At 70.9% G+C, this 24,120-nt stretch carries 21 protein-coding genes and 1 pseudogene; 13 read left to right on the top strand and 9 right to left on the bottom strand.

The genetic code is table 11. The features are described 5' to 3' along the window. Positions 1-194 precede the first annotated feature (194 nt). The 4 genes from OG214_RS36025 to OG214_RS36040 all read left to right on the top strand — a co-directional run bounded on the left by OG214_RS36025 (position 195) and on the right by OG214_RS36040 (position 3,807). The gene (locus tag OG214_RS36025; RefSeq protein ID WP_363084291.1) at positions 195-680 is read left to right on the top strand and encodes a TrkA C-terminal domain-containing protein; all 486 of its coding nucleotides are present in this window, start codon (positions 195-197) and stop codon (positions 678-680) included. 6 nt (positions 681-686) lie between these two features. Next, positions 687-1,994: a cation:proton antiporter gene (locus tag OG214_RS36030; RefSeq protein ID WP_405987146.1), complete on the top strand. Its 1,308-nt coding sequence runs from the start codon at positions 687-689 to the stop codon at positions 1,992-1,994. 294 nt (positions 1,995-2,288) lie between these two features. Beyond that, positions 2,289-2,723: a BlaI/MecI/CopY family transcriptional regulator gene (locus OG214_RS36035; protein ID WP_363084138.1), complete on the top strand. Its 435-nt coding sequence runs from the start codon at positions 2,289-2,291 to the stop codon at positions 2,721-2,723. Positions 2,724-2,727: 4 nt separating this feature from the next. Beyond that, positions 2,728-3,807 (top strand): M56 family metallopeptidase, encoded by a 1,080-nt coding sequence (locus OG214_RS36040; protein WP_405987147.1) that lies wholly within the window; start codon positions 2,728-2,730, stop codon positions 3,805-3,807. 9 nt (positions 3,808-3,816) lie between these two features. Here OG214_RS36040 and OG214_RS36045 read toward each other — a convergent pair whose 3' ends face one another. The 5 genes from OG214_RS36045 to dhaK all read right to left on the bottom strand — a co-directional run bounded on the left by OG214_RS36045 (position 3,817) and on the right by dhaK (position 9,667). Further along, the gene (locus OG214_RS36045; protein ID WP_405987148.1) at positions 3,817-5,379 is read right to left on the bottom strand and encodes an SDR family oxidoreductase; all 1,563 of its coding nucleotides are present in this window, start codon (positions 5,377-5,379) and stop codon (positions 3,817-3,819) included. Positions 5,380-5,638: 259 nt separating this feature from the next. Beyond that, complete coding sequence (locus OG214_RS36050) at positions 5,639-7,255, bottom strand: FAD-dependent oxidoreductase (protein ID WP_405987149.1); 1,617 nt, start codon at positions 7,253-7,255, stop codon at positions 5,639-5,641. Between the two features lie 227 nt (positions 7,256-7,482). Next, entirely contained in the window at positions 7,483-7,893 is a 411-nt protein-coding gene (locus OG214_RS36055) for a PTS fructose transporter subunit IIA (protein ID WP_363084134.1), read from the bottom strand. Further along, positions 7,890-8,447, bottom strand: coding sequence for a dihydroxyacetone kinase subunit DhaL (gene dhaL, locus OG214_RS36060; RefSeq protein WP_363084140.1), 558 nt, complete (start codon positions 8,445-8,447; stop codon positions 7,890-7,892). The genes OG214_RS36055 and dhaL overlap by 4 nt, the downstream gene beginning before the upstream one ends. Before the next feature lie 227 nt (positions 8,448-8,674). Next, positions 8,675-9,667 carry a dihydroxyacetone kinase subunit DhaK gene (gene dhaK, locus OG214_RS36065; RefSeq protein WP_363084133.1) on the bottom strand — a complete coding sequence of 331 codons (993 nt, stop codon included), beginning with the start codon at positions 9,665-9,667 and terminating at the stop codon, positions 8,675-8,677. A gap of 552 nt (positions 9,668-10,219) precedes the next feature. Between dhaK and OG214_RS36070 the strand changes: the two genes are divergently transcribed. Further along, positions 10,220-10,951: a hypothetical protein gene (locus OG214_RS36070; protein ID WP_363084132.1), complete on the top strand. Its 732-nt coding sequence runs from the start codon at positions 10,220-10,222 to the stop codon at positions 10,949-10,951. Positions 10,952-11,024: 73 nt separating this feature from the next. Here OG214_RS36070 and OG214_RS36075 read toward each other — a convergent pair whose 3' ends face one another. The 3 genes from OG214_RS36075 to OG214_RS36085 form a co-directional block, all read right to left on the bottom strand. Further along, entirely contained in the window at positions 11,025-11,405 is a 381-nt protein-coding gene (locus tag OG214_RS36075; protein WP_405987150.1) for a hypothetical protein, read from the bottom strand. A gap of 440 nt (positions 11,406-11,845) precedes the next feature. Continuing rightward, entirely contained in the window at positions 11,846-12,286 is a 441-nt protein-coding gene (locus OG214_RS36080) for a hypothetical protein (RefSeq protein ID WP_405987151.1), read from the bottom strand. A 373-nt stretch (positions 12,287-12,659) separates the two neighbouring features. Further along, positions 12,660-13,115 (bottom strand): MarR family winged helix-turn-helix transcriptional regulator, encoded by a 456-nt coding sequence (locus tag OG214_RS36085; RefSeq protein WP_405987152.1) that lies wholly within the window; start codon positions 13,113-13,115, stop codon positions 12,660-12,662. Positions 13,116-13,226: 111 nt separating this feature from the next. Here OG214_RS36085 and OG214_RS36090 point away from each other — a divergent pair, with 111 nt between their 5' ends. From OG214_RS36090 to OG214_RS36100, 3 genes are all read left to right on the top strand, one after another. Then, positions 13,227-14,258 (top strand): aldo/keto reductase, encoded by a 1,032-nt coding sequence (locus OG214_RS36090; RefSeq protein WP_405987153.1) that lies wholly within the window; start codon positions 13,227-13,229, stop codon positions 14,256-14,258. Between the two features lie 61 nt (positions 14,259-14,319). Continuing rightward, positions 14,320-15,453 (top strand): Gfo/Idh/MocA family protein, encoded by a 1,134-nt coding sequence (locus OG214_RS36095; protein WP_405987154.1) that lies wholly within the window; start codon positions 14,320-14,322, stop codon positions 15,451-15,453. A gap of 115 nt (positions 15,454-15,568) precedes the next feature. After that, a complete protein-coding gene (locus tag OG214_RS36100; RefSeq protein ID WP_405987155.1) occupies positions 15,569-15,886 on the top strand; it encodes a hypothetical protein in 318 nt (105 codons plus the stop codon). A gap of 373 nt (positions 15,887-16,259) precedes the next feature. On the opposite strand, the gene OG214_RS36105 is transcribed toward OG214_RS36100, so the two are convergent. After that, complete coding sequence (locus OG214_RS36105) at positions 16,260-16,955, bottom strand: M24 family metallopeptidase (protein WP_405987156.1); 696 nt, start codon at positions 16,953-16,955, stop codon at positions 16,260-16,262. A gap of 238 nt (positions 16,956-17,193) precedes the next feature. Between OG214_RS36105 and eno the strand changes: the two are divergent. From eno to OG214_RS36130, 5 genes and pseudogenes are all read left to right on the top strand, one after another. Further along, positions 17,194-17,331, top strand: a pseudogene (gene eno / locus OG214_RS36110) (phosphopyruvate hydratase); the annotation flags it as partial. A 246-nt stretch (positions 17,332-17,577) separates the two neighbouring features. Then, positions 17,578-18,402, top strand: a complete 825-nt coding sequence (locus tag OG214_RS36115; protein ID WP_405987157.1) for an FAD binding domain-containing protein — start codon at positions 17,578-17,580, stop codon at positions 18,400-18,402. Beyond that, entirely contained in the window at positions 18,399-21,158 is a 2,760-nt protein-coding gene (locus OG214_RS36120; RefSeq protein ID WP_405987158.1) for a molybdopterin-dependent oxidoreductase, read from the top strand. The genes OG214_RS36115 and OG214_RS36120 overlap by 4 nt, the downstream gene beginning before the upstream one ends. Positions 21,159-21,362: 204 nt before the next feature. After that, positions 21,363-22,262, top strand: coding sequence for an SDR family oxidoreductase (locus OG214_RS36125; RefSeq protein ID WP_405987159.1), 900 nt, complete (start codon positions 21,363-21,365; stop codon positions 22,260-22,262). Positions 22,263-23,085: 823 nt separating this feature from the next. Further along, the gene (locus tag OG214_RS36130; RefSeq protein ID WP_405987160.1) at positions 23,086-24,045 is read left to right on the top strand and encodes an alpha/beta hydrolase family protein; all 960 of its coding nucleotides are present in this window, start codon (positions 23,086-23,088) and stop codon (positions 24,043-24,045) included. The last annotated feature ends 75 nt before the right edge of the window (positions 24,046-24,120 follow it).

Raw genomic sequence — 24,120 nt, forward strand, 5'->3', positions numbered from 1 at the left:
TCCCGGCCCGCGTGAATTCCCGCTCCAAGCCCGCTCCATGCCCGTCCCGGCCGGTCCCGCCGCCGGATGATGCAGAATTCCTGATGGTGGCGGGTAGCACGCATCCGCCGCGTACTCAGGGGCCCAGGCCTTGTCCGACCCGGACGGGGCCTCGCGTCCGAAGACCTCTCGGCACGCCCGTATGGAGCGTATTCATGGAGCCCACCGCTCATGTCAGTAAAACCGCCCTGCCCGGGGTCGGTACCCGCTACGACCTGAACACGGACGCGGGAAAGCATCTGTCGGTCGTCGCACACCAGGACGGGCGGCGCATTCTCGCCTTCCACGATCCCGAGGACGACGACAACTGCAAGGACGCGGCGTCCCTCGCCCCGCACGAGGCGACCGCGCTCTCCAAGCTGCTGATGCCCGACCCCGTCGCGCATCTGCATCAGCACCTGGAGATCGATCTGCTCACCGAGCACATCCCGGTCACCAAGAGGTCGCCGTACGTGGGCCGCACCCTCGGCGCCACCCAGGTGCGCAGCCGTACCGGCGCCTCCATCGTGGCCGTGCTGCGCCGCACGGACGCCTTTCCCTCGCCCACCCCGGACTTCCGCTTCGCCTTGGGGGACACCCTCGTCGTCGTCGGTACCCGGGAAGGCGTCGACGCCGTCGCCGAACTGATCACCGGAGGATAGACGCCCGTGCACGACACCACCGCACTGCTCATCGAACTCGGCTCCGTCATCCTGGTCCTGGGCATACTCGGCCGGCTGGCCGGTCGGGTGGGCTTCTCCGCGATCCCGCTCTATCTGCTCGCCGGACTCGCCTTCGGCCATGGCGGCCTGCTTCCGCTCAACGCCAGTGAGGAGTTCATCGCCACCGGCGCGGAGATCGGCGTCATCCTGCTGCTGCTCCTGCTCGGCCTTGAGTACAGCGCCTCCGAACTCGTCAGCAATCTCAAGACCCAGTACCCCTCCGGCATCGTCGATTTCGTCCTGAACGCCGTGCCGGGCGCACTCGCCGCGCTGGTCCTGGGCTGGGGTCCGGTCGCCGCCGTCGCCCTGGCCGGTGTCACCTGGATCTCCTCCTCGGGAGTCATCGCGAAGGTCCTCGGCGATCTCGGCCGGCTCGGCAACCGTGAAACCCCCGTGATCCTCGGCGTCCTGGTGATAGAAGACCTCGCCATGGCGGTCTATCTGCCGCTGCTCACGGCCCTGCTCGCCGGACTCAGCCTCGCCAGTGGCAGCCTCACCCTGCTGATCTCGCTCGGTACGGTCGGCGCGGTCCTCTATCTGGCCCTGCGTCACGGCCGGCTGATCAGCCGCGCCGTCTCCAGCGACAACCCCGAGATGCTGCTGCTGGTCGTTCTCGGGCTGACGGTCCTGGTCGCCGGAGTGGCCCAGGAGCTCCAGGTCTCCGCCGCCGTCGGCGCGTTCCTCGTCGGTATCGCGCTGTCCGGCGAGGTCGCCGAGGGCGCGCACAATCTGCTCGCCCCGCTGCGCGATCTGTTCGCGGCGGTCTTCTTCGTCTTCTTCGGGCTGAACACCGACCCGGCCGCCATCCCGCCGGTGCTGGTCCCGGCCCTGATCCTGGCGACGGTCACCACTCTGACGAAGATCGGTACCGGCTGGTACGCGGCGAAGCGCGCCGGGGTCCGAACGGCGGGCCGCTGGCGGACCGGCGGCACGCTCGTGGCGCGCGGTGAGTTCTCCATCGTCATCGCCGGACTCGCGGTCGGGGTCGAGCCCAGGATCGGGCCGCTGGCCACCGCGTATGTCCTGATCCTGGTGATCCTCGGCCCGCCGGCCGCGCGCTGGACGGAGCCGCTGGCCCGGCGTCTCACCCGTAAGGCGAAGCCCGCGGCGCCGGCCGCGTCCACCGCGTCCACCGCGTCCACCGCGCCCGCCGAGGCTGCCGTGTCCGCCGTATCCGCCGACGCCGCCGCGGAGAAGCCCGCTTCGGGGGCTCCCGCCTCCGGGGCCACGGACGCGGCGCCCAGTCACGGCTGACCGGCCCGTCACGGCCGACCGGTACCACTGACCGGTACGGCCGGATCACGGCACCGGATCACGACGGACGGGGCACAGAACGCGCGCCCCGCGTCCTGTGCCCCTGTTTCGGCCGTGCCCGTCTCACGTGTGGTCGAGGCGGGCCGTCGGCCACCATAGAATCTACAGCAGTGTAGAAGATCAGTGCCAGGGTGCCCGCGTCAGCGCGGAGACGCCGGGCTCACGCGGCGACGCCGGGCTCAGTAGCATGAACGGCTGCCACGCGGCGCGGTCGCGTGGCTGGAGGGAGACAACGTGAGGGTGCACGGCGGACCGGACGGGCAGGACGGTCCGAACGGTCCGGACGAGCGCCCACGCCGGCGCGGCCAGGGTGAGCTGGAGGCCCAGGTACTCGCCGCGCTGCGGCAGGCGCCGGGGCCCGTCACGGCCGCCTGGGTGCAGGAACGGCTCGGCGGGGATCTCGCGTACACGACGGTGATGACCATCCTCACCCGGCTCCAGGCCAAACGGGCCGTCACCCGGGAGCGGGCGGGCCGCTCCTTCGAATGGCGCGCCGCCTCGGACGAGGCGGGGCTCGCCGCCCTGCGGATGCGGAAAGTACTGGACGGGGAGGCGGACCGCGAGGCGGTCCTGGCCCGGTTCGTCACCGCGCTCTCCGAGGACGACGAACGGCTGCTGCGCGATCTGCTCGGCCTGCCCGAGGACCCCGAGGACGGGGCGGAGGGCTGACGGGGTGGGGGTGTTCGTCTTTCTGCCGCTCGTCCTGCCGCTGACGGCGCTGCCCATCGCGCGCCTGGCCGAACTCCATCTCCATCCGCGTGTCGCCACCCGGTTGCTGTCCGGACTGGCCGGTGTGCTCGCCCTGTGCAGCACGCTCTGTCTGGGGCTGCTGGTGGTGGTCGGTACGGCGCAGCTGCCCGGCAACCCGCTGCCGGACGCCTGGTCCGACCCCGAGGTCCGCGAGGCCGTCCCGTACGACGAGATCGCCGGGAAGGCCGCCATCGTCGCCCTCGCCGTGGTCGCCGTCGGCTGTACGGCGGCGGCGGGGCGCCATCGCCGGGTGCGCCGCCGCGCACACCGTGCCCTGGCCGGGCTGCCCGGCGGCGAACTCGCCGTGCTGACCGACGCGGTGCCGTACGCCTACGCACTGCCCGGTTCCGCCGCGGCCCGGCTGCCGGACGCAGGCACGGGCGCTGATGCCCGTAGCCGTAGCCGTAGCCGTGCCCGTGCCGGTGCCGGTGCCGGTGCCCGTGCCCGTATCCGTGTCTGTTTCCGTGCCCGTGCCCTTGTGCGAGGAGGTGGGCACGGCCGGGGGCGGGTCGTCGTGTCCACGGGGATGCTCGACTGTCTGGACACCCGGGAGCGCGCCGCGCTGCTCGCCCACGAGCAGGCTCATCTCACCGGAGGCCACCACCGGTATCTGCTGGCCGTACGGCTGGCGGCGCGGGCCAATCCGCTGCTGCGCCCGCTGCGCGCGGCCGTCGCCTACACGACCGAGCGGTGGGCGGACGAGGAAGCGGCCCGGGTGACCGGGGAGCGTACGGTCGTGGCACGGGCCATCGGCAAGGCCGCGCTGGTCTCCCGGGGCACACCCACCCCGACACTGGCCGGTTTCGCCGCACCGGGCCCTGTGCCGCGCCGGGTGGCGGCCCTGCTGGAGCCCGCGCCCACCGCGGTGAACTGGCCGTCGATGTCGACCGCGGTGGGTCTGGCCGTCTGGACGGCCGCCGCAGGAACGCTCGGCTCCGCGCTCTCCTCGGCGAACGCGACGATCACTCTCTTTCTCGTGCTGAAGGCCGCCACACCGCTCTGACGCGTGGTGTCAGCCCCGGGCCGGTTCCTCGGTGACGGTGCCTTTCGCCAAGGCGCCTGTCGTGGCCTCGGCCGACTCGGCGGACTCGGCCGCGTGGGCGATATTGCGGGCCATCCCGCCGAACACCACGGCGTGGAACGGGGAGACACTCCACCAGTACGCCTGCCCGAGCAGCCCCCGGGGATGGAACAGCGCCCGCTGGCGGAACACCGTACGGCCCTTGTCGTCCTGCTCCGCCCACAGCTCCAGCCAAGCGAGTCCCGGCAGCCGCATCTCGGCGCGCAGCCGCAGCAGTCTGCCCGGCTCGATCTCCTCGACCCGCCAGAAGTCCAGTGAGTCACCGACCCGCAGCCGCTGCGCGTCCCGCCGGCCGCGGCGCAGTCCGACCCCGCCGACGAACCGGTCGAGCCAGCCCCGTACCGCCCAGGCCAGGGGCAGTGAGTACCAGCCGTTGTCGCCGCCGATCCCCTCGATCACACGCCAGAGCGACTCGCGCGAGGCGTTCACGGCCAGCTCGCGGCGGTCGGTGTAGAGACTGCCGCCCGCCCAGTCGGGATCGGTGGGCAGCGGATCGCTGGGAGCGCCGGGCAGCGAGGCCGACGACCAGCGCGTGCTCACCTGGGCGTCCTGGATGCGCCGCAGCGCCAGCTCGACCGCGCGGTCGAAGGTGACCGGACCGCTCGGCGGGTCGGGGACGTACCGGGTGATGTTCCGTTCGTGGCAGACGACCTCGTGCCGCAGGGACTCCGCGAGCGGCCGGGCGATCGAACGCGGCACCGGGGTGACCAGACCGATCCAGTGACTCGACAGCCGCGGCGTCAGGACGGGCACCGGAAGGATGAGCCGCCGCGGCAGTCCGGCCACCGCCGCGTAACGCCGCATCATGTCCAGGTACGTCAGCACCTCGGGGCCGCCGATGTCGAAGGACCGGCAGATCTCGGCGGGCAGTCGCGCGCAGCCGACGAGATACCGCAGTACGTCCCTTACGGCGATCGGCTGAATCGCCGTACGGACCCAGCTCGGTGTCACCATCACCGGCAGCCGCTCCGTGAGATAGCGCAGTATCTCGAAGGAGGCGGACCCGGAACCGATGATCACCGCGGCCCGCAGCGTCACGGTCGGCACTCCCGAGCCGAGGAGGATACGGCCGACCTCGGCGCGCGAGCGCAGATGCGGCGACAGCTCGCGCTCCGGGACACCGGCCGGGGTGAGAGCGCCCAGATAGACGACGCGCCGGACACCCGAGGCCTTCGCGCGTTCGGCGAAGATCCGGGCGGCGCGGCGGTCCGTGGTGGCGAAGTCCCGTCCGGTGCCGAGCGCGTGCACCAGGTAGTACGCCACGTCGATGCCGTCCATGGCCGCGCCGACCGATCCCGCGTCGGTCACATCGCCGCGCACGATCTCCGTACGGTCCGCCCACGGGTGATCGCGCAGCTTGTCCGGCGTGCGGGCCAGACAGCGCACCGTATGGCCCGCGTCCAGCAGTTCGGGTACCAGCCGGCCGCCGATGTACCCCGTCGCTCCCGTCACCAGACAGCGCAGCCCGCCGCCGGACTCCAGGCCCGATGTCATATGCCACTCCCTTCGAGGCTCCGTGTCGAGGCCGAGGCTCCCTGGCTACGCCCCTCACCGTGAGCCTGGGCCCGCGGCGGGCGATCGGCAACGGGAGGACACGGCAGGAGGACGACGGGAGAGCGGCAAGGGGACGACGGGAGGACGGGCAAGGGGACGACGGGAGGAGGGGCGTGCGAGGGGCGCTCCGTCCCGTGTGCGGGGTCGCGCCGCCACGCCGACGGGTTCGCGCCGCCGGCCGTGGCCGCGCGCCGCGCGGTCAGCCCGCCGTCCGCTCCTTCCACGGCGGCGGCTCCGAGGGGGCCGGCCGGACGGGGCCGAACAGCGCCGCGCGTACGACACGCGGCGCGAACAGCACGGAGACCGGGGCCATCAGCGAGGTGGCGGCGCGGAACGCCTCTCCGACGACCGGATCACCGGGCGCCCGCTGCACCACCCGGGCGAGATACCAGGCCGCGGGCCGGTCCACCACACGTGTCCGGGCCGCGTCGCCCCGTGCGCCCGGCAGCGCCCTGTCGGCTCCGGACGCGATGTTCCAGGCCTGTCGTGAGGCGTTGAGCAGCGCGAGCTGTACCCGGCGTGTCGTGGGTGTACGGGAGGGATCGGCCAGCGTGTCGCGGAGCGCGATCGCGCCCAGCGCCGCGACCGCCATGCCCTGCCCGTACACCGGGTTGAAGGCGCACAGCGCGTCGCCCACGGCGAGGAAACCGGCCGGGCGGCGGCCCGCACGGTCGTACCTGCGCCGGACATTGGCCGTCGCGCGGAAGGCGTGTACCCCGGACTCCGGCCGGGCCTTCATCAGCCAGTCGTGCAGCACCGGATGGGCGAGCCGAGCCGTGAAGTCGATGAACGCCTCCTCGTCGGAGGGCGGTTCGCTCCCGCGCAGGCCCGAGAGGGTGACGAGATGGAAGCCGCCCTCGACAGGGAGGGCGACCCCGCCGCGGGCCTGGCCGCGCCCGGGGATGAAGTAGTAGCCGACGCTGTCCGTGCCGTCGGTGGCGTCCCTGTCGGTACCTCCGCCGGTACCTCCGTCGGTACTTTCTCCGGTACCTCCGACGGCGTTGTCATCGCGGTTGCCATCGGCGTTCGCGGCGGTGTCCGCGTCGGCGTGCGCGCCCGTGTCGGCGTCGGCGTGCGCGCCGGTGTCGGCGTCGCTCCCGTCGTGGTGAGGACCGGGCTGACGGAAGAGCCGGGTCGCGTAGGCGAGCCCGGTGTCGAGCGTCTCCTCGTGAGGCGGTTCCGCACCGATCGCGGCGAGCCAGTCGGGTGCGCGGGAGCCGCGCCCCGAGGCGTCCACGACCAGATCGGCGGTGAGCCGCCGTACGTCATGACGGGTCTCCGCGCCGCGCTCGCGCACCCGTACCCCCCGGACCCGGTCGGAGTCACCGAGCAGTCCCACCACCTCCGTGCCCTCCAGCACCGTGATCCGCCGCTCGGCCAGCACCCGGCGCCGTACCAGCCACTCCAGCAACGGCCTGGTACCGGTGAGGAGATGGGCGGTGGCGGCGGTGCGGCGGTAGTAGCGCCCGTTCTGCCACTGCACGATGTCGCTGGGCATCCCCACGCGGGGCGCGCCGTGCTCGCGCAACTCCGCGACGATGCCCGGGAGCAGCTCGTCCAGCGCCCGCTGCCCGCCCTCCAGCAGGACATGGGTGTGGCGGCTCTGCGGAACCCCGGCCCGTGGCTCGGGTCCCTCGGGAAGGCGGTCGCGCTCGATGATGGTCACCCGGTCGGCGTGGGCGCGGAGCACATGGGCCGTCAGCAGAGCCGCGACGCTCCCTCCGATGATCACGGCGTGACGGGTCCGGCGGCCGGGGGAGCGGTACGGACCGTCCCCTTCCGCCCCAACGGTCTCCACGTCTGCCGCGTTCGCCATGCTCGTCCCTCCGGGGGTCCTGTACCGACAACGGGCCGGCCGCCGCGGCCGATCCGTGAGGGTTCAGTATTCCTGTGGGGCGATGCGTGGATCACGACGACTGTGAGCCGTTCTCACCGTTCTCCGAGCCATGCGGACGGCGTGGGCGGCTCCTCGGTCCTGTTGCCCGTCCCGTCCCGCCCGTCCTTTCCCCGGGCTCACCCACCCGTCCTCGTCTGCCCGTTCGCTCACTCCTTGTGGTACTGGTACGCCTCCGTCGCCGCCGCGACGACCGCGTTCAGGTCCCCGCCCGCCGAGGCGGTGACGAGCGCGGCCACCGCTCCCTCGACGAACGGGGCGTCCACCAGCCGTGTCCCGTCCGGGAGTTCGTCACCCTCCGCGAGCAGTGTCTTCACCGTCAACACGGCGCTGCCGAGATCCACCAGAATCGCTACTCCCGCGCCTCGGTCCACCTGCGCGGCGGCGGCCGAGATCAGCTCGGAGCTGGTGCCCAGTCCGCCGTCAGGGGTGCCCCCGGCCGCCGCCACCGGCGCGGTCGTGCCGCCTCCCGCCAGCCCCCGGGCCATCGCGGCGACGGCCTCCGCCACCGGTCCGCTGTGCGACACGAGCACGATGCCGACCGGTTTCCCGATGCTCATGGCGTCGCCTCCGCCGTGTCGGCGAGCGCGGCGATCAGCAGGGCCGAGGAGGTCGCGCCCGGATCCTGGTGCCCGATGCTCCGCTCGCCCAGATAGCTCGCCCTGCCCTTGCGCGCCTGGAGGGGTACGGTGGCCAGGGCGCCCTTCTCCGCTGCCTCCGCCGCCGCCCTGAACGATGTGCCGAGCGCCTCGGCCGCCGGCTCCAGCGCGTCCAGCATGGTCTTGTCCCCGGCCTTCGCCCCGCCGAGCTGGGCCACGGCCGCCACCCCGGTGCGCAGCGCCTCGGTGAACTGCTCCGGTGTGACCTCGGGGGCGTCACCGAGCGCCTTGCCCGTACGCCGTAGCAGTGTCCCGTAGAGCGGCCCCGACGCCCCGCCCACCGTGGAGATGAGCTGCCGTCCCGCCCGCACCAGCAGGGCCCCGGGGCCGGCCGGTGACTCCTCTCCCAGCACGGTCATGACGGACCGGAAACCGCGCTGGAGATTGCTGCCGTGATCCGCGTCGCCGATCGCCGAGTCCAGTTCGGTGAGCCGGCCGGCCTCACGTTCCACCATGGCGGTGGCGGCCGTGAGCCAGCGGCGGAAGAAGTCGGTGTCGAGCGTCCGGTCGGGTTTCTGATCGGTCACGTGAACTCCCTCGCCCGTGGGTCGTGCCCTGCCGTCCCAGTTTCTGTGCCTGCCCCGACGTCCCGGCCGGCCTTGCCTCTTCTTTGCCGTATCCGGCTTCTCCGCCGTACTCCGCTTCGCCGTAGTCCGCTTCGCCGTAGTCCGCTTCGCGGTGTTCAGCGACCCCAGCGGAGCGCGGCGGTCTGCACCGGCGCGTCCCACAGCCGCAGCAACTCCTCGTCCACCTGGCAGAGCGTCACCGAACAGCCCGCCATGTCGAGCGAGGTCACATAGTTGCCGACGAGCGTACGGGCCACCGGAACGCGCCGCTCGGTCAGCACCCGCTGCACCTCGGCGTTGAATCCGTACAGCTCCAGCAGCGGTGTTCCGCCCATGCCGTTCACCAGGACGATCACCGGGCCGGACGGCCGCAGATCCTCCACCACCGTGTGCACGGCGAAGTCGGCGATCTCACGTGAGGTCATCATCGCGCGCCGCTCGCGGCCGGGCTCGCCATGGATACCGATGCCCAGTTCCAGCTCTCCCTCGGGCAGATCGAAGGTCGGACTGCCCTTGGCGGGCGTGGTGACGGCGCTCAGGGCCACACCGAAACTCCGTGAGCGGTCATTCACCCGCCGGGCGATCGCCTCGACCCGCTCCAGCGGCGCCCCCTCCTCGGCCGCCGCGCCCGCCAGCTTCTCGACGAACAGCGTCGCGCCCGTACCGCGCCGGCCCGCGGTGTAGAGACTGTCCGTCACCGCCACATCATCGTTGACCAGCACTTTCGCGATCTGGATGCCTTCGTCCTCGGCCAGCTCGGCGGCCATGTCGAAGTTCAGGACGTCGCCGGTGTAGTTCTTGACGACGAACAGCACCCCGGCCCCGCTGTCGACGGCGGCGGCCGCCCGCACCATCTGATCGGGCACGGGGGACGTGAACACCTCACCGGGACAGGCCGCGGAGAGCATTCCGGGCCCGACGAACCCTCCGTGCAGAGGCTCATGCCCGGACCCGCCCCCGGAGACCACCCCGACCTTCCCGGCGACGGGCGCGTCCCCGCGTACCACCACGCGATTGGCCACATCGACGGAGAGCTCCGGATGCGCCGCGGCCATCCCCCGAAGGGCATCCGCCACCACGGTCTCCGGCACATTGATCAGCATCTTCATGGGTGTCTCCCGGGTCGGTTGGAAACTATGCCTCTGTCCGTGGTTTTCGCAGGTCACGGGTGCTGTGGCTACTCTGCGATCGTGGCGGTCCCCGGCGCTCCGAAACGGCTTTCCGCCGTACTGACGCTGACCAGACGCTGAAGTTCCTGACGCATGGTCAGCTCCTTGGGGCGCGATCGAGGACGCTCCGCGGCGGTCCGCCGCTCGATTCAGTATCGATCCAACTTCGCCACCCGGCACGGCCTACGGGACAAGGGCTTGTTCCCGGGGGACACGTACATCCGTTCGGGTGAGGGCGGACCGCAACGGGAAAGGGGGTGATCAGCGGGGACCGGCACGGGCGGTGAGCGCGTGCCGCATGACGGTGGGCCTGGAACACGCCGGGCAGCGAGGACGCGATCGGCGCGGGGCGGCATGGAGAGGGAGCTCGCGGAACTGACGGAGATGTCCGGCACGGACTGGGTCGACGTCAAAACGTAATGAGAACGCCTCTCTGCCGCCGGTAAGATCATTCTGCTTATTCTTCGCCAGTGAGAGATGCCAGGAACGACCATGAAACTGCGCAGGGCCCTCCCGATTGCCGCCGTATTGCCGGCCCTCCTCGCGATATCCGCATGCAGCGGCGAATCGAAGGAATCCGACGGCAGGAAGCCGAAGGCGAGCACGAGCGCGAAGAGCGCCGAGGAGGAAGAGGCCGCCGAGGCGAAGCGACTGGGGGCGCTCGACGGAAAGAGTCTCGAAAAGGTCGCCCTCACCGGTAGGACCGCGGGATTCGACGCCAAGAGGATCGCCAAGGCGGACGTCGAGGCCGGCCGCGGCATGGAGGCCGACAAGAAGGCGTGCCAGCCACTCGCCAGCCTGATCGGCGGCTTCACGCACATCCCCGCGGTGAGCACGGTGCACCGCTCCCTGCAGCCCGGTGAGGCGACCAACGCGACCGTCGGGTCCATGTGGCTCGCCTCGCACTCGGAGGAGAACGCACCCAGGGTGATGAAGGAGCTCCGCATGGCCGTCGCCGAATGTCCCAAGGGCTTCAAGACCCTGGGCCTGACGTACGGCGAGGTCGAGAGCCTTCCCGCGCCGAAGCTGGGCGACGAGGCGGTGGGCTACCGGATCACCGGCGACATCGGCGAGCAGAAGGTGCCCATGACGTACACGGTGGTCCGCAAGGGCGGAGTCATCGCCGCGTTCTACGGCGTGAACATGCTGGACGCGAAGAAGGCCGCGATCCCGGAGCCGGTCATCAAGGCCCAGCTGGAGCGGATCGCGGGCACGGCGGACTGACGCCGCCCCCCCGGCACGTACAAGAAGGGGGCCTCCCTGTGCCCGGGGAGGCCCCCTTCTCATCGCGACCCGGTCAGGAGCCGCTGATGAAGCCCTCCAGGGCCGGCCCCGTCATCCGGACGACGACGGCGCTCTCCTGTGCCGTCTCGGGCAGGTGGGCCCGGTCCCCCTCCTCACGGAGGATCGTCGGCCGGTCCATGGGGAGCACGCTCGCCCCGAGCCGGCCCACCAGTTCGGCCAGGACGTCGAAGAACTGGCCGGGCGGGAAACGGTTGACGCCGACGGAGACCTCGTTCACGTCCACGTTGACCTCGTAGCCGTCGGCGGTCCGCATCAGCACGCCGTTCATGAGGTCCTCGTCGGCTTCGACGATGTAGGGCTCCAGGACTTCCCGCACGAGTTCCATGTCGAGGGGCTCGGGTTCACCGTTCCGATAGCGGAGTACGAACAGCATGCGACTCATTGTTGGATCCTCACCGCGGTCTTTCCGAAACGATCGGGGTGAGGCCTTCCCGGGAAAGCGGATTTTCCCGGGAAGGCCTCACCGACGATGCTATGGCATGTATATGACGTCGATCTTTCCTACGAGTTCGGGAGTGTCCGCGACCATGTGCCGGAATGCGGTTGCCGCCTCGGGAGAGCTGACGTAGTAAACGATGGGCGTGTACGTGTCTCCGCTCGCGGCCTTGGCTCCCGCGACCTGGGCCTTGGCCTCGGTCACCGGGGCCGTGACGAAGAACTTGAACTTGCCGGTGACGGGATCGATGACGCCGCTGTCGCTCCAGAACTTCGCGTCGATCAGCTTGCCGTCCTGGTAGCCGTCGACCTAGTGAAGTGGATGACATCCTCGCCGAACACCGGCGCGTGCCACTCCATGTCGTCGCTGGCCCAAGCCTATTCACGGTAGGGCTTGTTGGCGGCGTCAAGGCCGTTGGTGCGGGCCCTGGCCGCGTCGGCGTAGACGCCGCCCGCCTCCTCGTCGGCGTCGCCGGCCAGGCCGAGGGGGCCGTAGCCGATCCAGCCGATGTCCCCGACGACGTCGCGGAGTTGCTGGTCGCTGCCCGTCAGGCCCTCGATGGCCTTGGTCTTCATCTGAGGCCCGCCGACGTGCAGCGCGACCCCGGTCAGACAGCGGTCCAGACGCCGCTGCTCGCCGATGGTGTTCCGGACGTAACCGGTGTCCTCCTCCGGCACTGGGTCGGCCGCGGCGGGCGCGGCCTGGACCAGTCCCAGCAGAACGGCGGAGGCGGTCGCGAGTGCCGTCGCGCTGGTGGCCCTGGTCAGTGTGGACCGGATGCGACGTCGGCGTCTGCCGACGTCTCTGAACAGCGACATGGTCTGCCTTGCAATCTCTCGATTGTCCGGCAGTACAAATCATGGGCATGACAGCAGGGCCCCCCGACACGGCACGTGTCGGCACGCTCGCCCCCCCCACGAGTCGGCACTGCCGCTTACGTCGCGACGATGCCACGCCCCGCTCGACAAATGAAGATCACATAATCTTCACCAAGGGTGCACGGAACCCAGCGGAAGACAAAGTGAACCATCTCTTGATCATGTTGTTACCGACGTAAGGAACCACGCCCAGGGGTGCCCGTCTCGTACGTCGGGATCCTCCTGGGTGGGAGCTGCTCACGACCGCCCGGCCGACCTGGTCGGGGGCCGGTGATCGCGCGCCCGGTGGCTTGCCGGCTTCGTGTTCCGGGCGCTACAGCCGGCGGAACACGGCGCTCAGTGTTTCGATCTCCCGCGCGGAGAGCTTGTCGGTGAAGTGGCGGCGTACCGCGGCGTCCAGGCCGGGGTGCACGGTGGTGATGGCCTGGCGTCCGGTGTCGGTGAGGGTGACGGTGACCCCGCCGGCGCGTTCACGGGTGACGAGTCCGCGCTTGCCCATGCGGGTGAGCTGGTGGGAGATGCGTGTGCGGTCCCAGCCGAGCGACGCGGCGAGCTCGCTCTGGCGTAGGGCGCCTCCCGCCTTGTCGAGGTTGACGAGGATCGTCAGGTCCGGCTCGGACAGGCCCGCTGCCTCGGCGGTGTCCGCGATCACGCGGGCTCGGACGATCTCGTGGGCGCGCTTGAAGGCGGACCAGAGGTCGACGGGCTCCGGTGCGGCGTCGCCCATGGGCTCGTCCGGCTCGGGAGCTCCGCCATCTGGTGTTGACATATCAACTCGCCTCTTCTTAGTGTTGAGATGTCAACGCTAACAGGTGGCCGCTCCTTCGCCGGCCCGCCGGCCGCGCCCACCTCTCTCGCCTCTCGCCCCACAGAAGGATCCATGCGAACCCGACCCCTTGGAACCGGCGGCCCGCAGGTCGCCCCTCTCGCGCTGGGCTGCGCCGGCATGTCCGACCACACCGCCCCCGCCGACGAGGCCGACGCCATCGCCACCATCCAGACGGCCCTCGCCGCCGGTGTCACCCTCCTCGACACCGCCGACTTCTACGGCATGGGCCACAACGAGGACCTCATCCGCCGCGCCCTCCGCACCGACGAGCGCGAAAAGGCGCTCCTCAGCGTCAAGTTCGGCGCTCTGCGCGGCCCCGACGGAGCCTTCGCCGGCATCGAGGGCCGTCCCGCCCACGTCAAGAACGCGCTCGCCTACTCGCTGCGCCGCCTCGGCACCGACCACGTCGACATCTACCGCCCCTCGCGCCTCGCCCCCGACATCCCGGTCGAGGACACGATCGGCGCCATCTTCGAGCTGGTCCAGGCTGGCTACGTGCGCCACATCGGGCTCTCCGAAGTGGGGCCGGAGACCATCCGCCGTGCCCACGCCGTGCACCCGATCTGCGATGTACAGATCGAATACTCCCTGTTCAGCCGTGATCCCGAGACCAACGGCATCCTGGACACCTGCCGCGAGCTGGAAATCGGCGTCACCGCTTACGGGGTCCTCGCGCACGGCCTGCTCACCGGCACCTACCGACAACCCGCCGGAGGTGACCCGCGCGCCCACTGGCTGCCCCGCTTCCACCCCGACAACCTCGCCACGAACCTCACCGTCGCCGACCGCCTCCGGCCGCTCGCCGACGCACACGGCATCAGCGTCGCGCAACTCGCCACCGCCTGGGTCATCTCCCAGATCCGCGAGCGCGGCACCATCGTGGCTGTCCTGGGCACCCGCCGACCGCACCGCGTCGAGGAGGCCCTGGCCGCGGCCGACGTCACCCTGACCGACGCGGACCTTCGCGCGATCGACGAGGCCGTCCCGGCCGACGCGGTGGCTGGAACCCGGTACGCCGCACCCCTCATGGCTCTTCTGGACAGCGAGCGCGACCCGAGGCCATCTGCGAGCACAGCTCCGTGACACCCGCACGGCCACCGCGCGTGACGTCGATGCCAACTGCCCAAAGAACAGGCTGCGAATCATGAACACATCTGCGTCACCGCTCGCCGAGCTGGCGCGGTCCGAGAAGCCGATCGGAGCGGGGATCATCGGACTCGGAGCGCACGGGAGCTGGGCCGAGCGCTCTCACCTGCCGGCCCTGCGCGCCGTCCCGGGTTACGAGCTGAGGGCCCTGAGCACGAGTTCGAAGCAGTCGGCGGAGCGCTCCGGACAGAAGCACGGCGTGTCCCGCACCTTCGGCACAGCGGCCGAACTGGTCGCCTGCGACGAGGTGGACCTCGTGGTCGTGGCGGTGAAGGTGCCGCACCACCGGGAACTGGTGCGGACGGCGCTGAGCGCCGGCAAGAGCGTGCTGTGCGAGTGGCCTCTGGGCAACGGGCTCGCGGAGGCCGAGGACATGGCGCGGCAGGCACGCAGCCGCGCTGTGCCGACCGTCGTCGGACTCCAGGCGCGGTCCCACCCGGCCCTCACCTACGCACGGGACCTCGTGGCCGACGGCTATGTGGGGGAGGTGCTGTCCACGACGGTCGTCGGCTCCGGCGGCGCCTGGGGTCCCACCGTCGGCCCCGACGATCATTACGTGCTCGACGCCGCCAACGGCGCGACACTGCTGACCATTCCCTTCAGCCACACCCTCGACGGGCTCGCGTCCGTCCTCGGAGAGCCCGAGGAACTGCGGATCCAACTGGCGTCGCGGCGTACCTCGGCCGTGGACACCGGGAGCGGACAGCCCGTGCCCATGACCGCCGCGGACCAGGTGGTGGCCTCGGGACGGCTGCCGGGCGGCGCGGTGGCCACCTTCCACTACCGCGGAGGCATGGCCCGGGGCACCAACTTCCGCTGGGAGATCAACGGCACCGAGGGCGACCTCGTCCTCACCGCCCCGATCGGCCATCTCCAGCTCAGCCCGGTGACCCTCGAAGGCGGCCGCGGAACGTCCACCGGACTCGCTCCCATGACGGTGCCGGAGTCGTACGTTCGCGTCCCGCGACTGGACGCCCGAGCCGACGCGCCGGCCTTCGCGGTCGCCCATGCCTACCGGCAGTTCCTGGACGACCTGCGCGAGGGCACGTCAGTCGTACCCGATTTCGCGCACGGCGCCGCCCGGCACCGCAGCATCGAATCCGTCATCATGACAGCCCGACCGGACGTGTGAGCCCCGGTCCGCCTACCAGCGGACGGGGGAGTGATCGCCGACCTGGACGCGGAACTCCGTTCCCGGCTGGGCCGATAACCTCTCCGGAACAGACCCGACGAACTGTGAGCGGCCAGTGATCCGAGACCTGTACAACGTCCAGTCGCAGACCGCGGAAGGCGGCTCCACGCCGCTGACCGAAGAGGAAGAGCAGCGCGCGCGGGCGGTGCTCTTCAACGATCTCGGTAACACGATCGCCGAACGGGGCTGGGTCCGGTTCCCCGCGTACTCGCCGGAGGAGCGCCGCCGACTGGTCGATGTCGCGCACCGTCTCAGCTCCCATTGGGGGCAGCGGGTGTTCGTCGAGGCCGAGGACCAGTGTGCCCTGAGGCTCTATCTCGCCGGTTACGGGCCGCAGCCGGCGAATCCGCCGCTGCCGCTGCCCCGGGCGTAGGGCTGCCATTCGGACCGGTGTGCCCGGCATCGTCCGGACACACCGGCACACCGGCACACCGCGGTCGTGCGCGGCGAAAACCTGGGGCACGACGACCCCCGCGTACGGCCGGCTCGTCGGCGCCCCGTCGGCAGCCGGTGCCTGTGCCCCGTACGTGCGCGGTCAGCGGGCCGTCCAGCGCCGCGGAAGGCACTGGCACCGGCACGGGCGCGTCCGCGGAAGGAGCCACCGTGGTCGGGGTGGCTGACGGAGGTGACCCGCACACACCGGCGAAGAAGACCGATCGCGCGGCAATGCGGGAGGGCCGTTCCGGCACCGGCGAGGGGCTCTCCGGCAGCTCCGGGGATACGGTCCGGCCCGCCCTCGGCGAGCGTCAGAGGTCGAGCAGTTCCTCGTAGAAGCCCCCGAAGCCCCGCTCACGGTCGATGAGATGGATCTCCAGGATCCAGTGGAGGAGCTGTCCCGCCTCGTCCGTGCGCCGCAGCGGTTTCTCGTTGGCGGGCACGATGTGGGAGTCGACGTCCTCCCAGTTGTTGTACTCGGGCGGGAACTCGCCCACCAGATGGCCGGCGTGCCAGCCGCCGAGCTGCCAGCCCGCTTCGGCCGCCAGCCGCTCGACCTCGGTGTAGAGCTGCTTGCCGGTGATGTCCGGGTCCGCTTCGAAGGCGCGGCGTCCCGCCGCGAAGACGGTCGACAGGTCGTCGCGCAGGCGGTGCTTGACGGGGTCGTCACCGAGCACGAAGGTCCGCCCGAAGTCGGCCTCGAACTCCTCGAAGATCGGCCCGAAATCGGCGAAGACGATGTCGTCCGCGCCGATGACCCGGTCCGGTGGGTTCTCACGGTAGGGCAGGAGGGTGTTCGGTCCGGACCGCACGATCCGCTTGTGCCAGTAGTGCGTGGTCCCGAACATCTCGTTCGCCAGGTCACGGATCCGGTCGCTGACCGCGCGTTCGCCCTGGCCCGCGGCGATCAGGCGCCGTGTCCCGATCTCGGCGAACAGCGACGCCGCTTTGGCCTGGGCGTCCAGGAGCCGTGCCGCGCGTGTGGATTCGTCCGTCACATCGCTCACCGTAGGAGTACCGGCTTCGTTTCGGCAACCGTACTGATCACGGGCGGATGTGACCGGCGGCGAGCGCCGCCGCGAGCCGACGCGCCTCTTCCACCGCGTGAGGGGTGTCGCCGACGGGGAAGAGCACGTGCCGTACGGTCCGCTGCCGGGCGAGTGCGAGCACGAGGACGAGGGCGAGGGCGAGGACGCCGTGCTTGAACCGTGTCTGGCCGGCTCCGTGGAAGGTGGGCAGCCGCAGGGCTGCGGCCAGATCAAGACCGGATCGATGTCCCGCTCCGACCACACCGCCAAGTACAACCAACTCCTCCGCATCGAAGAGGAACTGGGCACCCAGGCGCGCTACGTGGGCAGAGACGCTCTCGGCCTGCGCGGATAGCGCGAACCACCGGCCCGCCCAACGGCCCGCCCACGGGCCCGCCCACCGGCCCGCCCCGGCGGCCTTGTCCTGGAGAAACCGTCCCACACGCATGTATCTCGTATACGTGATGCCCGTATGGGAAATCGCACCGCAAATGCCAGCGGGAACAGGCGAGATGCCTCTTGTTTGATCCTCCAGTCTCCGGCCGCTGTTTCCGTGCCCTGACCCAGTGGTCCGGCCGGGTCCCGCTTGTTTGACTGAGCCATGGACCTGAATACGGTGGTGGAGATACGAGATGCGCGACACCCCGCTCCATGGCTCCCGGGTGACGCCTGGCTGGGTGGCGGGACCTATCTGTTCTCCGAGCCGCAGCCCCATCTGCGGCGCCTGGTCGACCTGAGCCGGACAGGCTGGGTGCCGGCACAGGTCCTCGACGACGGTTCGCTGGAGATCGCGGCGACCTGCACGATCGCACAACTGTCCCGTTTCGGCAGGGCGTTGGGTGCCCGGTCGGCGCCGCTGTTCGAGCAGTGCTGCCGGGCGTTCCTCGCCTCGTTCAAGATCTGGAACATGGCCACGGTCGGCGGGAATCTCTGCAACGCGCTCCCCGCCGGCCCGATGATCTCCCTCACCGCCGCCCTCGACGGGATATGCCTGCTGCGCTCCCAGGACGGCGCGCCGCGCCAGGTCCCTGTCGTGGACTTCGTCACGGGCGCAGGTCGCAAAGACCTCGCCGAGGGGGAGTTACTGCGCTCGGTGACCCTGCCCGCGCGTGCGCTGAGCAGCAGGACCGCTTTCCGGCAGGCTTCCCTCCACGGGCTCGGACGCTCGGGCGTACTGGTCATCGGAACGCTGGACCCGCTGGACCACTCGCTGTCGGTCACCGTCACGGCCTCGACGGTACGGCCGGTACGGCTGTGGTTCGCGCTGCCGCCGTCCGCGGCGGAACTCCGGGCGGCCATCGCGTCCGCCGTCGCCGACGACGAGTGGTTCGACGACATCCACGGACTGCCCGAGTGGCGACGGCACATGACCTCGCGGCTGGCGGAGGAGATCCGCGCCGAGCTGAGCGAGGACGACGAGCGATGAGCTTCTCGGTCCGGGTGAACGGGCAGCCCTCCGACGCCGAGCCGCGCGCCGGCCAGTGCCTGCGCACATATCTGCGCGACCGCGGCTGGTTCGGGGTGAAAAAGGGCTGCGACGCGGGCGACTGCGGCGCCTGCACGGTCCATGTGGACGGCGAACCCGTGCACAGCTGCCTGTATCCGGCCTTCCGCGCCGATGGCCGATCGGTCACCACGGTCGAGGGCCTGGCCCCGGGAACCGGCGAACTCCACCCCGTACAGCGGAAGTTCCTGGACGCGCAGGGCTTCCAGTGCGGATTCTGCACTGCGGGCTTCCTGATGACCACAGCGGCACTCGACGACGAGCAACTGGACGATCTGCCCCGCGCGTTGAAGGGCAACCTGTGCCGCTGCACCGGCTACCGGGCCATCGAGGACGCGATCCGCGGTGTCAAACACACCGAGGAGCCCGGCGCGGGCGACGCCGTGGGCCGCAGCCTGCCCGCGCCCGCCGGTCCGCAGGTGGTCACGGGAACCGCCCGCTACACCTTCGACATCGATGTGCCGGGGCTGCTGCACATGAAGCTGCTGCGCTCCCCGCACGCGCACGCTCGCATCACCGCGATCGACACTTCCGCCGCCCTGCGCGTGCCCGGCGTGCACACCGTCCTCACCCACCACGACGCGCCCGAACGGCACTTCTCCACCGCCCGCCACGAACACCCCGAGGAGGACCCGGACGACACGCGTGTGCTGGACGACACCGTCCGCTACGTGGGCCAGCGCGTCGCGGCCGTCGTCGCGGACAGCGAGGCCGCCGCCGAGGAAGGCTGCCGGCGTATCGAGGTGACGTACGACGTGCTGCCCGCCGTCCTCGACCCGGAAGAGGCGATGCGGCCGGGCGCCCCCGTCGTGCACGCCAAGGACGCCGCGCGGGCCCGGATCTCCCGCCCCCGCGACAACGTGGTGGGCGAGACGCACGGCGAGGTCGGCGACGTGGAGGCGGGCTTCGCCGAGGCCGACGAGATCTACGAGGAGACCTTCCGCACCCAGCGCGTCCAGCACGCGAGCCTGGAAACCCACGGCGCCGTCGCCTGGATCGAGGACGGCCGGCTGACTGTGCGCAGCAGCACCCAGACCCCCTTCCTGACCCGGCGCGCGCTGTGCGCCCTGTACGACCTGCCGCCGGAGCGGGTGCGGGTGCTCGCGGGCCGGGTCGGCGGCGGCTTCGGCGGCAAGCAGGAGATGCTGGTCGAGGACATCGTCGCGCTCGCGGTGCTGCGCCTGCGCAGGCCGGTGAAGCTGGAGTACACCCGCGCCGAGCAGTTCTACGGGGCCACCACCCGGCATCCCTTCACCGTCCGGGTCAAGGCCGGCGCACGCGGGGACGGCACGCTCACCGCCCTTGAGCTGCGGGTGGTGTCCAACACGGGCGCGTACGGCAATCACGGCCCGGCGGTGATGTTCCACGCCTGCGCCGAGTCTCTGGCGGTGTACCGCTGTCCCAACAAGAAGGCCGACGGTTTCGCGGTCTACACCCACACCGTTCCGGCGGGGGCCTTCCGCGGCTACGGCCTCGGACAGGTCATGTTCGCCATGGAGTCGGCGCTGGACGAACTGGCCCGTCGTATCGGCATGGACCCCCTGGAGCTGAAGGCGAAGAACATCATCGGCCCCGGTGAACCCATGATCACCGCGAGCGGCGAGGAGGAGGACCTGTACATCGCCAGCTACGGGCTCGACCAGTGCCTGGCCGTCGTACGCCGCGCCCAGGCCGGGCCCGCCGCCCCGGCCCCCGAGGGCTGGCTCGTCGGCGAGGGCACGGCCCTGGCCATGATCGCCACCGGCCCGCCGGGCGGCCACTTCGCCGATGTCCGCGCCACCCTGCTGCCCGACGGGACCTTCGGCCTGGCCGTCGGCACCGCGGAGTTCGGCAACGGCACCACCACCGTGCACCGGCAGATCGCGGCGGGCGAACTCGCCACCACCGTCGACCGGATCACCGTCCGCCAGTCCGACACCGATGTCGTCCGGCACGACACCGGCGCCTTCGCCTCCACCGGCGTGGTCGTCGCGGGCAAGGCCACCCTGCGCGCGTCACGCGCTCTCGCCGACCTGGTGCTGGACTTCGCCGCCGCCCAGCTGGGCGTGGCCCGCTCGGCCTGCCGGCTGACCGAGGAGGCCGTGGAAACCGTGCCGTACGGCGGCGAGGGCCAGCGGATCCCCTTGAAGGACCTGCACGCGACGGCCCGTACGGCCGGTGTCGAACTCGCCGCCGACGGCCACTTCGGCGGTACCCCGCGCTCCGTCGCCTTCAACGCCCAGTGGTTCCGTGTCGCCGTGGACCCCGGCACCGGAGAGGTCCGGATCCTGCGCAGCGTGCACGCCGCCGACGCCGGCAAGGTCATGAACCCCATGCAGTGCCGTGGCCAGGTCGAGGGCGGTGTCGCCCAGGCCCTGGGGGCCACCCTCTTCGAGAACGTACGCCTCGACGAGCGCGGCGAGGTCAGCACCGCGGCGTTCCGCCGCTACCGTCTGCCCGCCTTCGCCGACGTCCCCCGCACCGAGGTCCACTTCATGGAGACCTCCGACGCGATCGGCCCCCTGGGCGCGAAATCCATGAGCGAAAGCCCCTTCAACCCGGTCGCCCCCGCCTACGCGAACGCCCTGCGCGACGCGACCGGCGTACGGTTCACCGAACTCCCGCTCACCCGCGACCGTGTCTGGCTCGGCCTCGAAACCAACGCCGGTCCGGAACCGGCGACACCTCGGCCGGCCTGACGGGTTCCGTACGTCGCGGACGAGGCGGCGGCGGTGCGTGGGCCGCCAGGTCCTCGGCTGGGCTCCAGCGCTTCCCCACGGCATCGAGTGCGCCGACGAGGGAAAAGCCGCGGAGAGTCACCGGCGTGTCGATTCGCTTTTCTGACTCACTCTGGCTACCGTGGCGCTGGTAGTGGATTCGAAAATCGAACCAACCTGGCGGGCGTGTCCGCGGCAGCGGCTCTCATCACCCCGCCCTTCACGGGAGCCGGGCGATCGGCCGACGAGGTGCGCCGCCGCTTCCGCCGCACCGCCCAGACCGCACCGCCCAGACAGGAGACCGACATGACGTCCGTGCTCATCACCGGCGCCTCCAGGGGTATCGGCCGGGCCATCGCGATCGAACTCGCCGCCCGTGGCCACAGGGTCGTCGCCACTGCCCGCCGGCCCGCAGACCTCGACGATCTCCCCGTCGACCAGCGTCTGCGCCTCGATGTCACCGATCAGAAGAGTGTCGACGAGGCTCTCCGTGACGCCGGAGAGATCGACGTGCTCGTCAGCAACGCGGGCGCGACGGTCCGCGCGCCCCTGGAGAACGTACCCGTCTCCGAGGTCGAAGCCCTCTTCCAGCTCAACACCTTCGGCCCCCTGCGGGTGGTGCAGGGTGTGCTGCCCGCCATGCGCGAACGAGGCGCGGGCCGACTGGTTTTCGTCTCCAGCGTCCAGGGCCGACTCGTCGTGCCGATCATCGGCCCCTACGCCGCCAGCAAGTGGGCGTTGGAGGCGCTCGCCGAGACGCTGGCCGTCGAGGCGGGCCACTTCGGCGTCAAGGTGAGCATCCTCCAGCCGGGCTCCGTCTCCTCCGGCGGAGCCGAGCGCGCCAAGTCCTTCTTCACGGAGAACGACCCCTACACCCCCCTGCTCGAACAGTTCGGCCTGCTGCGCGGCACGTCCATCTTCGAGACCGTCACCCCCGAAGAAGTGGCCACCGCGGTCGCCGACACCGTCGAACAGCCCGATCCGCCACTGCGCGTCCCGGTCGGCGCGCCCGCCAGAACCGCCCTGGAGGCCCGCAAAGCAGCACCGGAGGACGCCCCCTTCATGCCGGTAACGCTCGACTGGTAGCACCATCGCCCCCGTAACCCCTGCCCCGCAAGGCCCGCAGCACGTTCCGGACGGGCCGCACACGCCCGTACCGACGCGCGCCGGAGCGGATCGTGAACGCGGCGATCCGCGCGCACTGCTTCGACGTCACCCCGCCGGCGAATGGAGAAGGCATGGTTGCCGACCACTGCGCCAGGCGTGACCACGAAGGGTGGGACGCGCACTCTCACAGCCACATCCCCGAGACCAGCTGGGAGTGACGGCAACGCTCACCTTCGTGCTGTCAGCCGGCCCGCTCGGACCGGGCCGTGAGACGCCGCCAGCGGATCAGTGTGCATCCAACGGTGAGGAAGGCTTCGTGGACGTCGTCGCGGATCTCTCGTCGGATCCGCAGGCGACGGAACCAGCGCGGATACGCGAACGCACGCTCTGCGAACCGGTGTTGGGTCCCGAGTCCCAAGAGCGATCCCGGTGTGGAGCACGAACGGAATGCCCCGGAACACCCGGCGGTCCGGATGCCGCTTGCGCTCCGGATGCCGAACCCGACGCTGAGATCGCGGAGGCGGCGGAACTCGCGCGGCCGGTCGCGCGGCGCGTCGGCCCGCCTGCTTCGGGATCGGCACCTCTCCCTGGATGGGCTTGCGGCGGGCGTCACGCTCGGCGTCCGCCGCGTTGACGAAACGGAACGACGTTCCGTATATTAAACGGAACAGTGCTCCGCTTTCGGTGTGGCTGAAGCCGGGCACTCCTGACCGCCTCGTCAGGCGTCTGCCGTCTGCCGTTCGCCGTCTGCCGTCGGCCGAATGAGACCAGCGGCAGAGGCCATCGAAGGGAAACACGCCCCATGAGTGAATCGACCTACGCGACCGACATCGTCAGCTCGCCCACCCCGGTCTTCTCGGTCGGTCCGGTGGTGCTGCCGGCTCCCGGTCGAGCCGTGGACCTGGAGGTGCGGGTGTCCGCACCCGTAACCGGGAACGATCTGCCGGTCATCCTCCTCTCGCACGGCCATGGCTACTCGAACAACCTCTCCTCGATGAACGGCTACGCCCCCCTCGCCAACTTCTGGGCGGCACACGGCTTCGTCGTGATCCAGCCCACCCACCTGAGCTCCAGGACGCTGAGCCTCGATCCCGCTACCCCCGGGGCGCCTCTGTACTGGCGGTCACGGGCCGAGGACATGAAGCGCGTCCTCGACCGGCTCGACGTGATCGAGGCCACCGTCCCGCAGCTCCTCGGACGCCTGGACCAGAGCAAGGTCGCCGTGGCCGGGCACTCGATGGGCGGACACACCGCGAGCCTGCTGCTGGGCGCCCGGCTCACCGATCCGCACGACGGAACGGAGGTGAACCTGGCCGAGCCCCGGATCAAGGCGGGTGTACTGCTTGCGGCGCCAGGCAGAGGCGGCGATGCCCTCAGCGCGTTCGCGGCCGACAACTACTCTTTCTTCTCGACCACGGACTTCTCCCAGATGACGACGCCCGCGCTCGTGGTCGCCGGCGACAAGGACGCCTCCGCCCATCTGACGGTTCGGGGCCCGGACTGGCACACCGATCCGTACCTCCTCTCCCCGGGCCCCAAGTCCCTGCTCACGCTGTTCGACGCAGAGCATGGGCTCGGCGGGGTCTCTGGATATGACGTCGCCGAGACCACGGACGAGAACCCCGAGCGGGTGTCCACGGTCCAGCGGCTCACCTGGGCCTACCTCCGTACGGAGCTCTACCCCGGGGATTCCGCTTGGCAGGCGGCGCGTGACGCGCTGGCGGCCGGCCCCAACCCGCTCGGACGGGTCGAATCGAAGTAGGCGAATCCAAGTAGGCGAAAGGCGCCTCCGCGGTCGTGAGCGAGCCGCAGCAGTGTGTGTGCCGGGGATCATGAC

Source organism: Streptomyces sp. NBC_00872, from assembly GCF_045161915.1.
Taxonomy (GTDB): domain Bacteria; phylum Actinomycetota; class Actinomycetes; order Streptomycetales; family Streptomycetaceae; genus Streptomyces.

Coding starts and splice junctions, on each gene's coding strand:
- OG214_RS36085 (WP_405987152.1), bottom strand. CDS start 13,115: ATGTCAACACCAGATGGCGGAGCTCCCGAGCCGGACGAGCCCATGGGC.
- OG214_RS36025 (WP_363084291.1), top strand. CDS start 195: ATGGAGCCCACCGCTCATGTCAGTAAAACCGCCCTGCCCGGGGTCGGT.
- OG214_RS36075 (WP_405987150.1), bottom strand. CDS start 11,405: ATGCTGTTCGTACTCCGCTATCGGAACGGTGAACCCGAGCCCCTCGAC.
- OG214_RS36070 (WP_363084132.1), top strand. CDS start 10,220: ATGAAACTGCGCAGGGCCCTCCCGATTGCCGCCGTATTGCCGGCCCTC.
- OG214_RS36130 (WP_405987160.1), top strand. CDS start 23,086: ATGAGTGAATCGACCTACGCGACCGACATCGTCAGCTCGCCCACCCCG.
- OG214_RS36120 (WP_405987158.1), top strand. CDS start 18,399: ATGAGCTTCTCGGTCCGGGTGAACGGGCAGCCCTCCGACGCCGAGCCG.
- OG214_RS36055 (WP_363084134.1), bottom strand. CDS start 7,893: ATGAGCATCGGGAAACCGGTCGGCATCGTGCTCGTGTCGCACAGCGGA.
- OG214_RS36080 (WP_405987151.1), bottom strand. CDS start 12,286: ATGTCGCTGTTCAGAGACGTCGGCAGACGCCGACGTCGCATCCGGTCC.
- dhaK (WP_363084133.1), bottom strand. CDS start 9,667: ATGAAGATGCTGATCAATGTGCCGGAGACCGTGGTGGCGGATGCCCTT.
- OG214_RS36115 (WP_405987157.1), top strand. CDS start 17,578: ATGGACCTGAATACGGTGGTGGAGATACGAGATGCGCGACACCCCGCT.
- OG214_RS36090 (WP_405987153.1), top strand. CDS start 13,227: ATGCGAACCCGACCCCTTGGAACCGGCGGCCCGCAGGTCGCCCCTCTC.
- OG214_RS36050 (WP_405987149.1), bottom strand. CDS start 7,255: ATGGCGAACGCGGCAGACGTGGAGACCGTTGGGGCGGAAGGGGACGGT.
- OG214_RS36045 (WP_405987148.1), bottom strand. CDS start 5,379: ATGACATCGGGCCTGGAGTCCGGCGGCGGGCTGCGCTGTCTGGTGACG.
- dhaL (WP_363084140.1), bottom strand. CDS start 8,447: ATGGTGGAACGTGAGGCCGGCCGGCTCACCGAACTGGACTCGGCGATC.
- OG214_RS36095 (WP_405987154.1), top strand. CDS start 14,320: ATGAACACATCTGCGTCACCGCTCGCCGAGCTGGCGCGGTCCGAGAAG.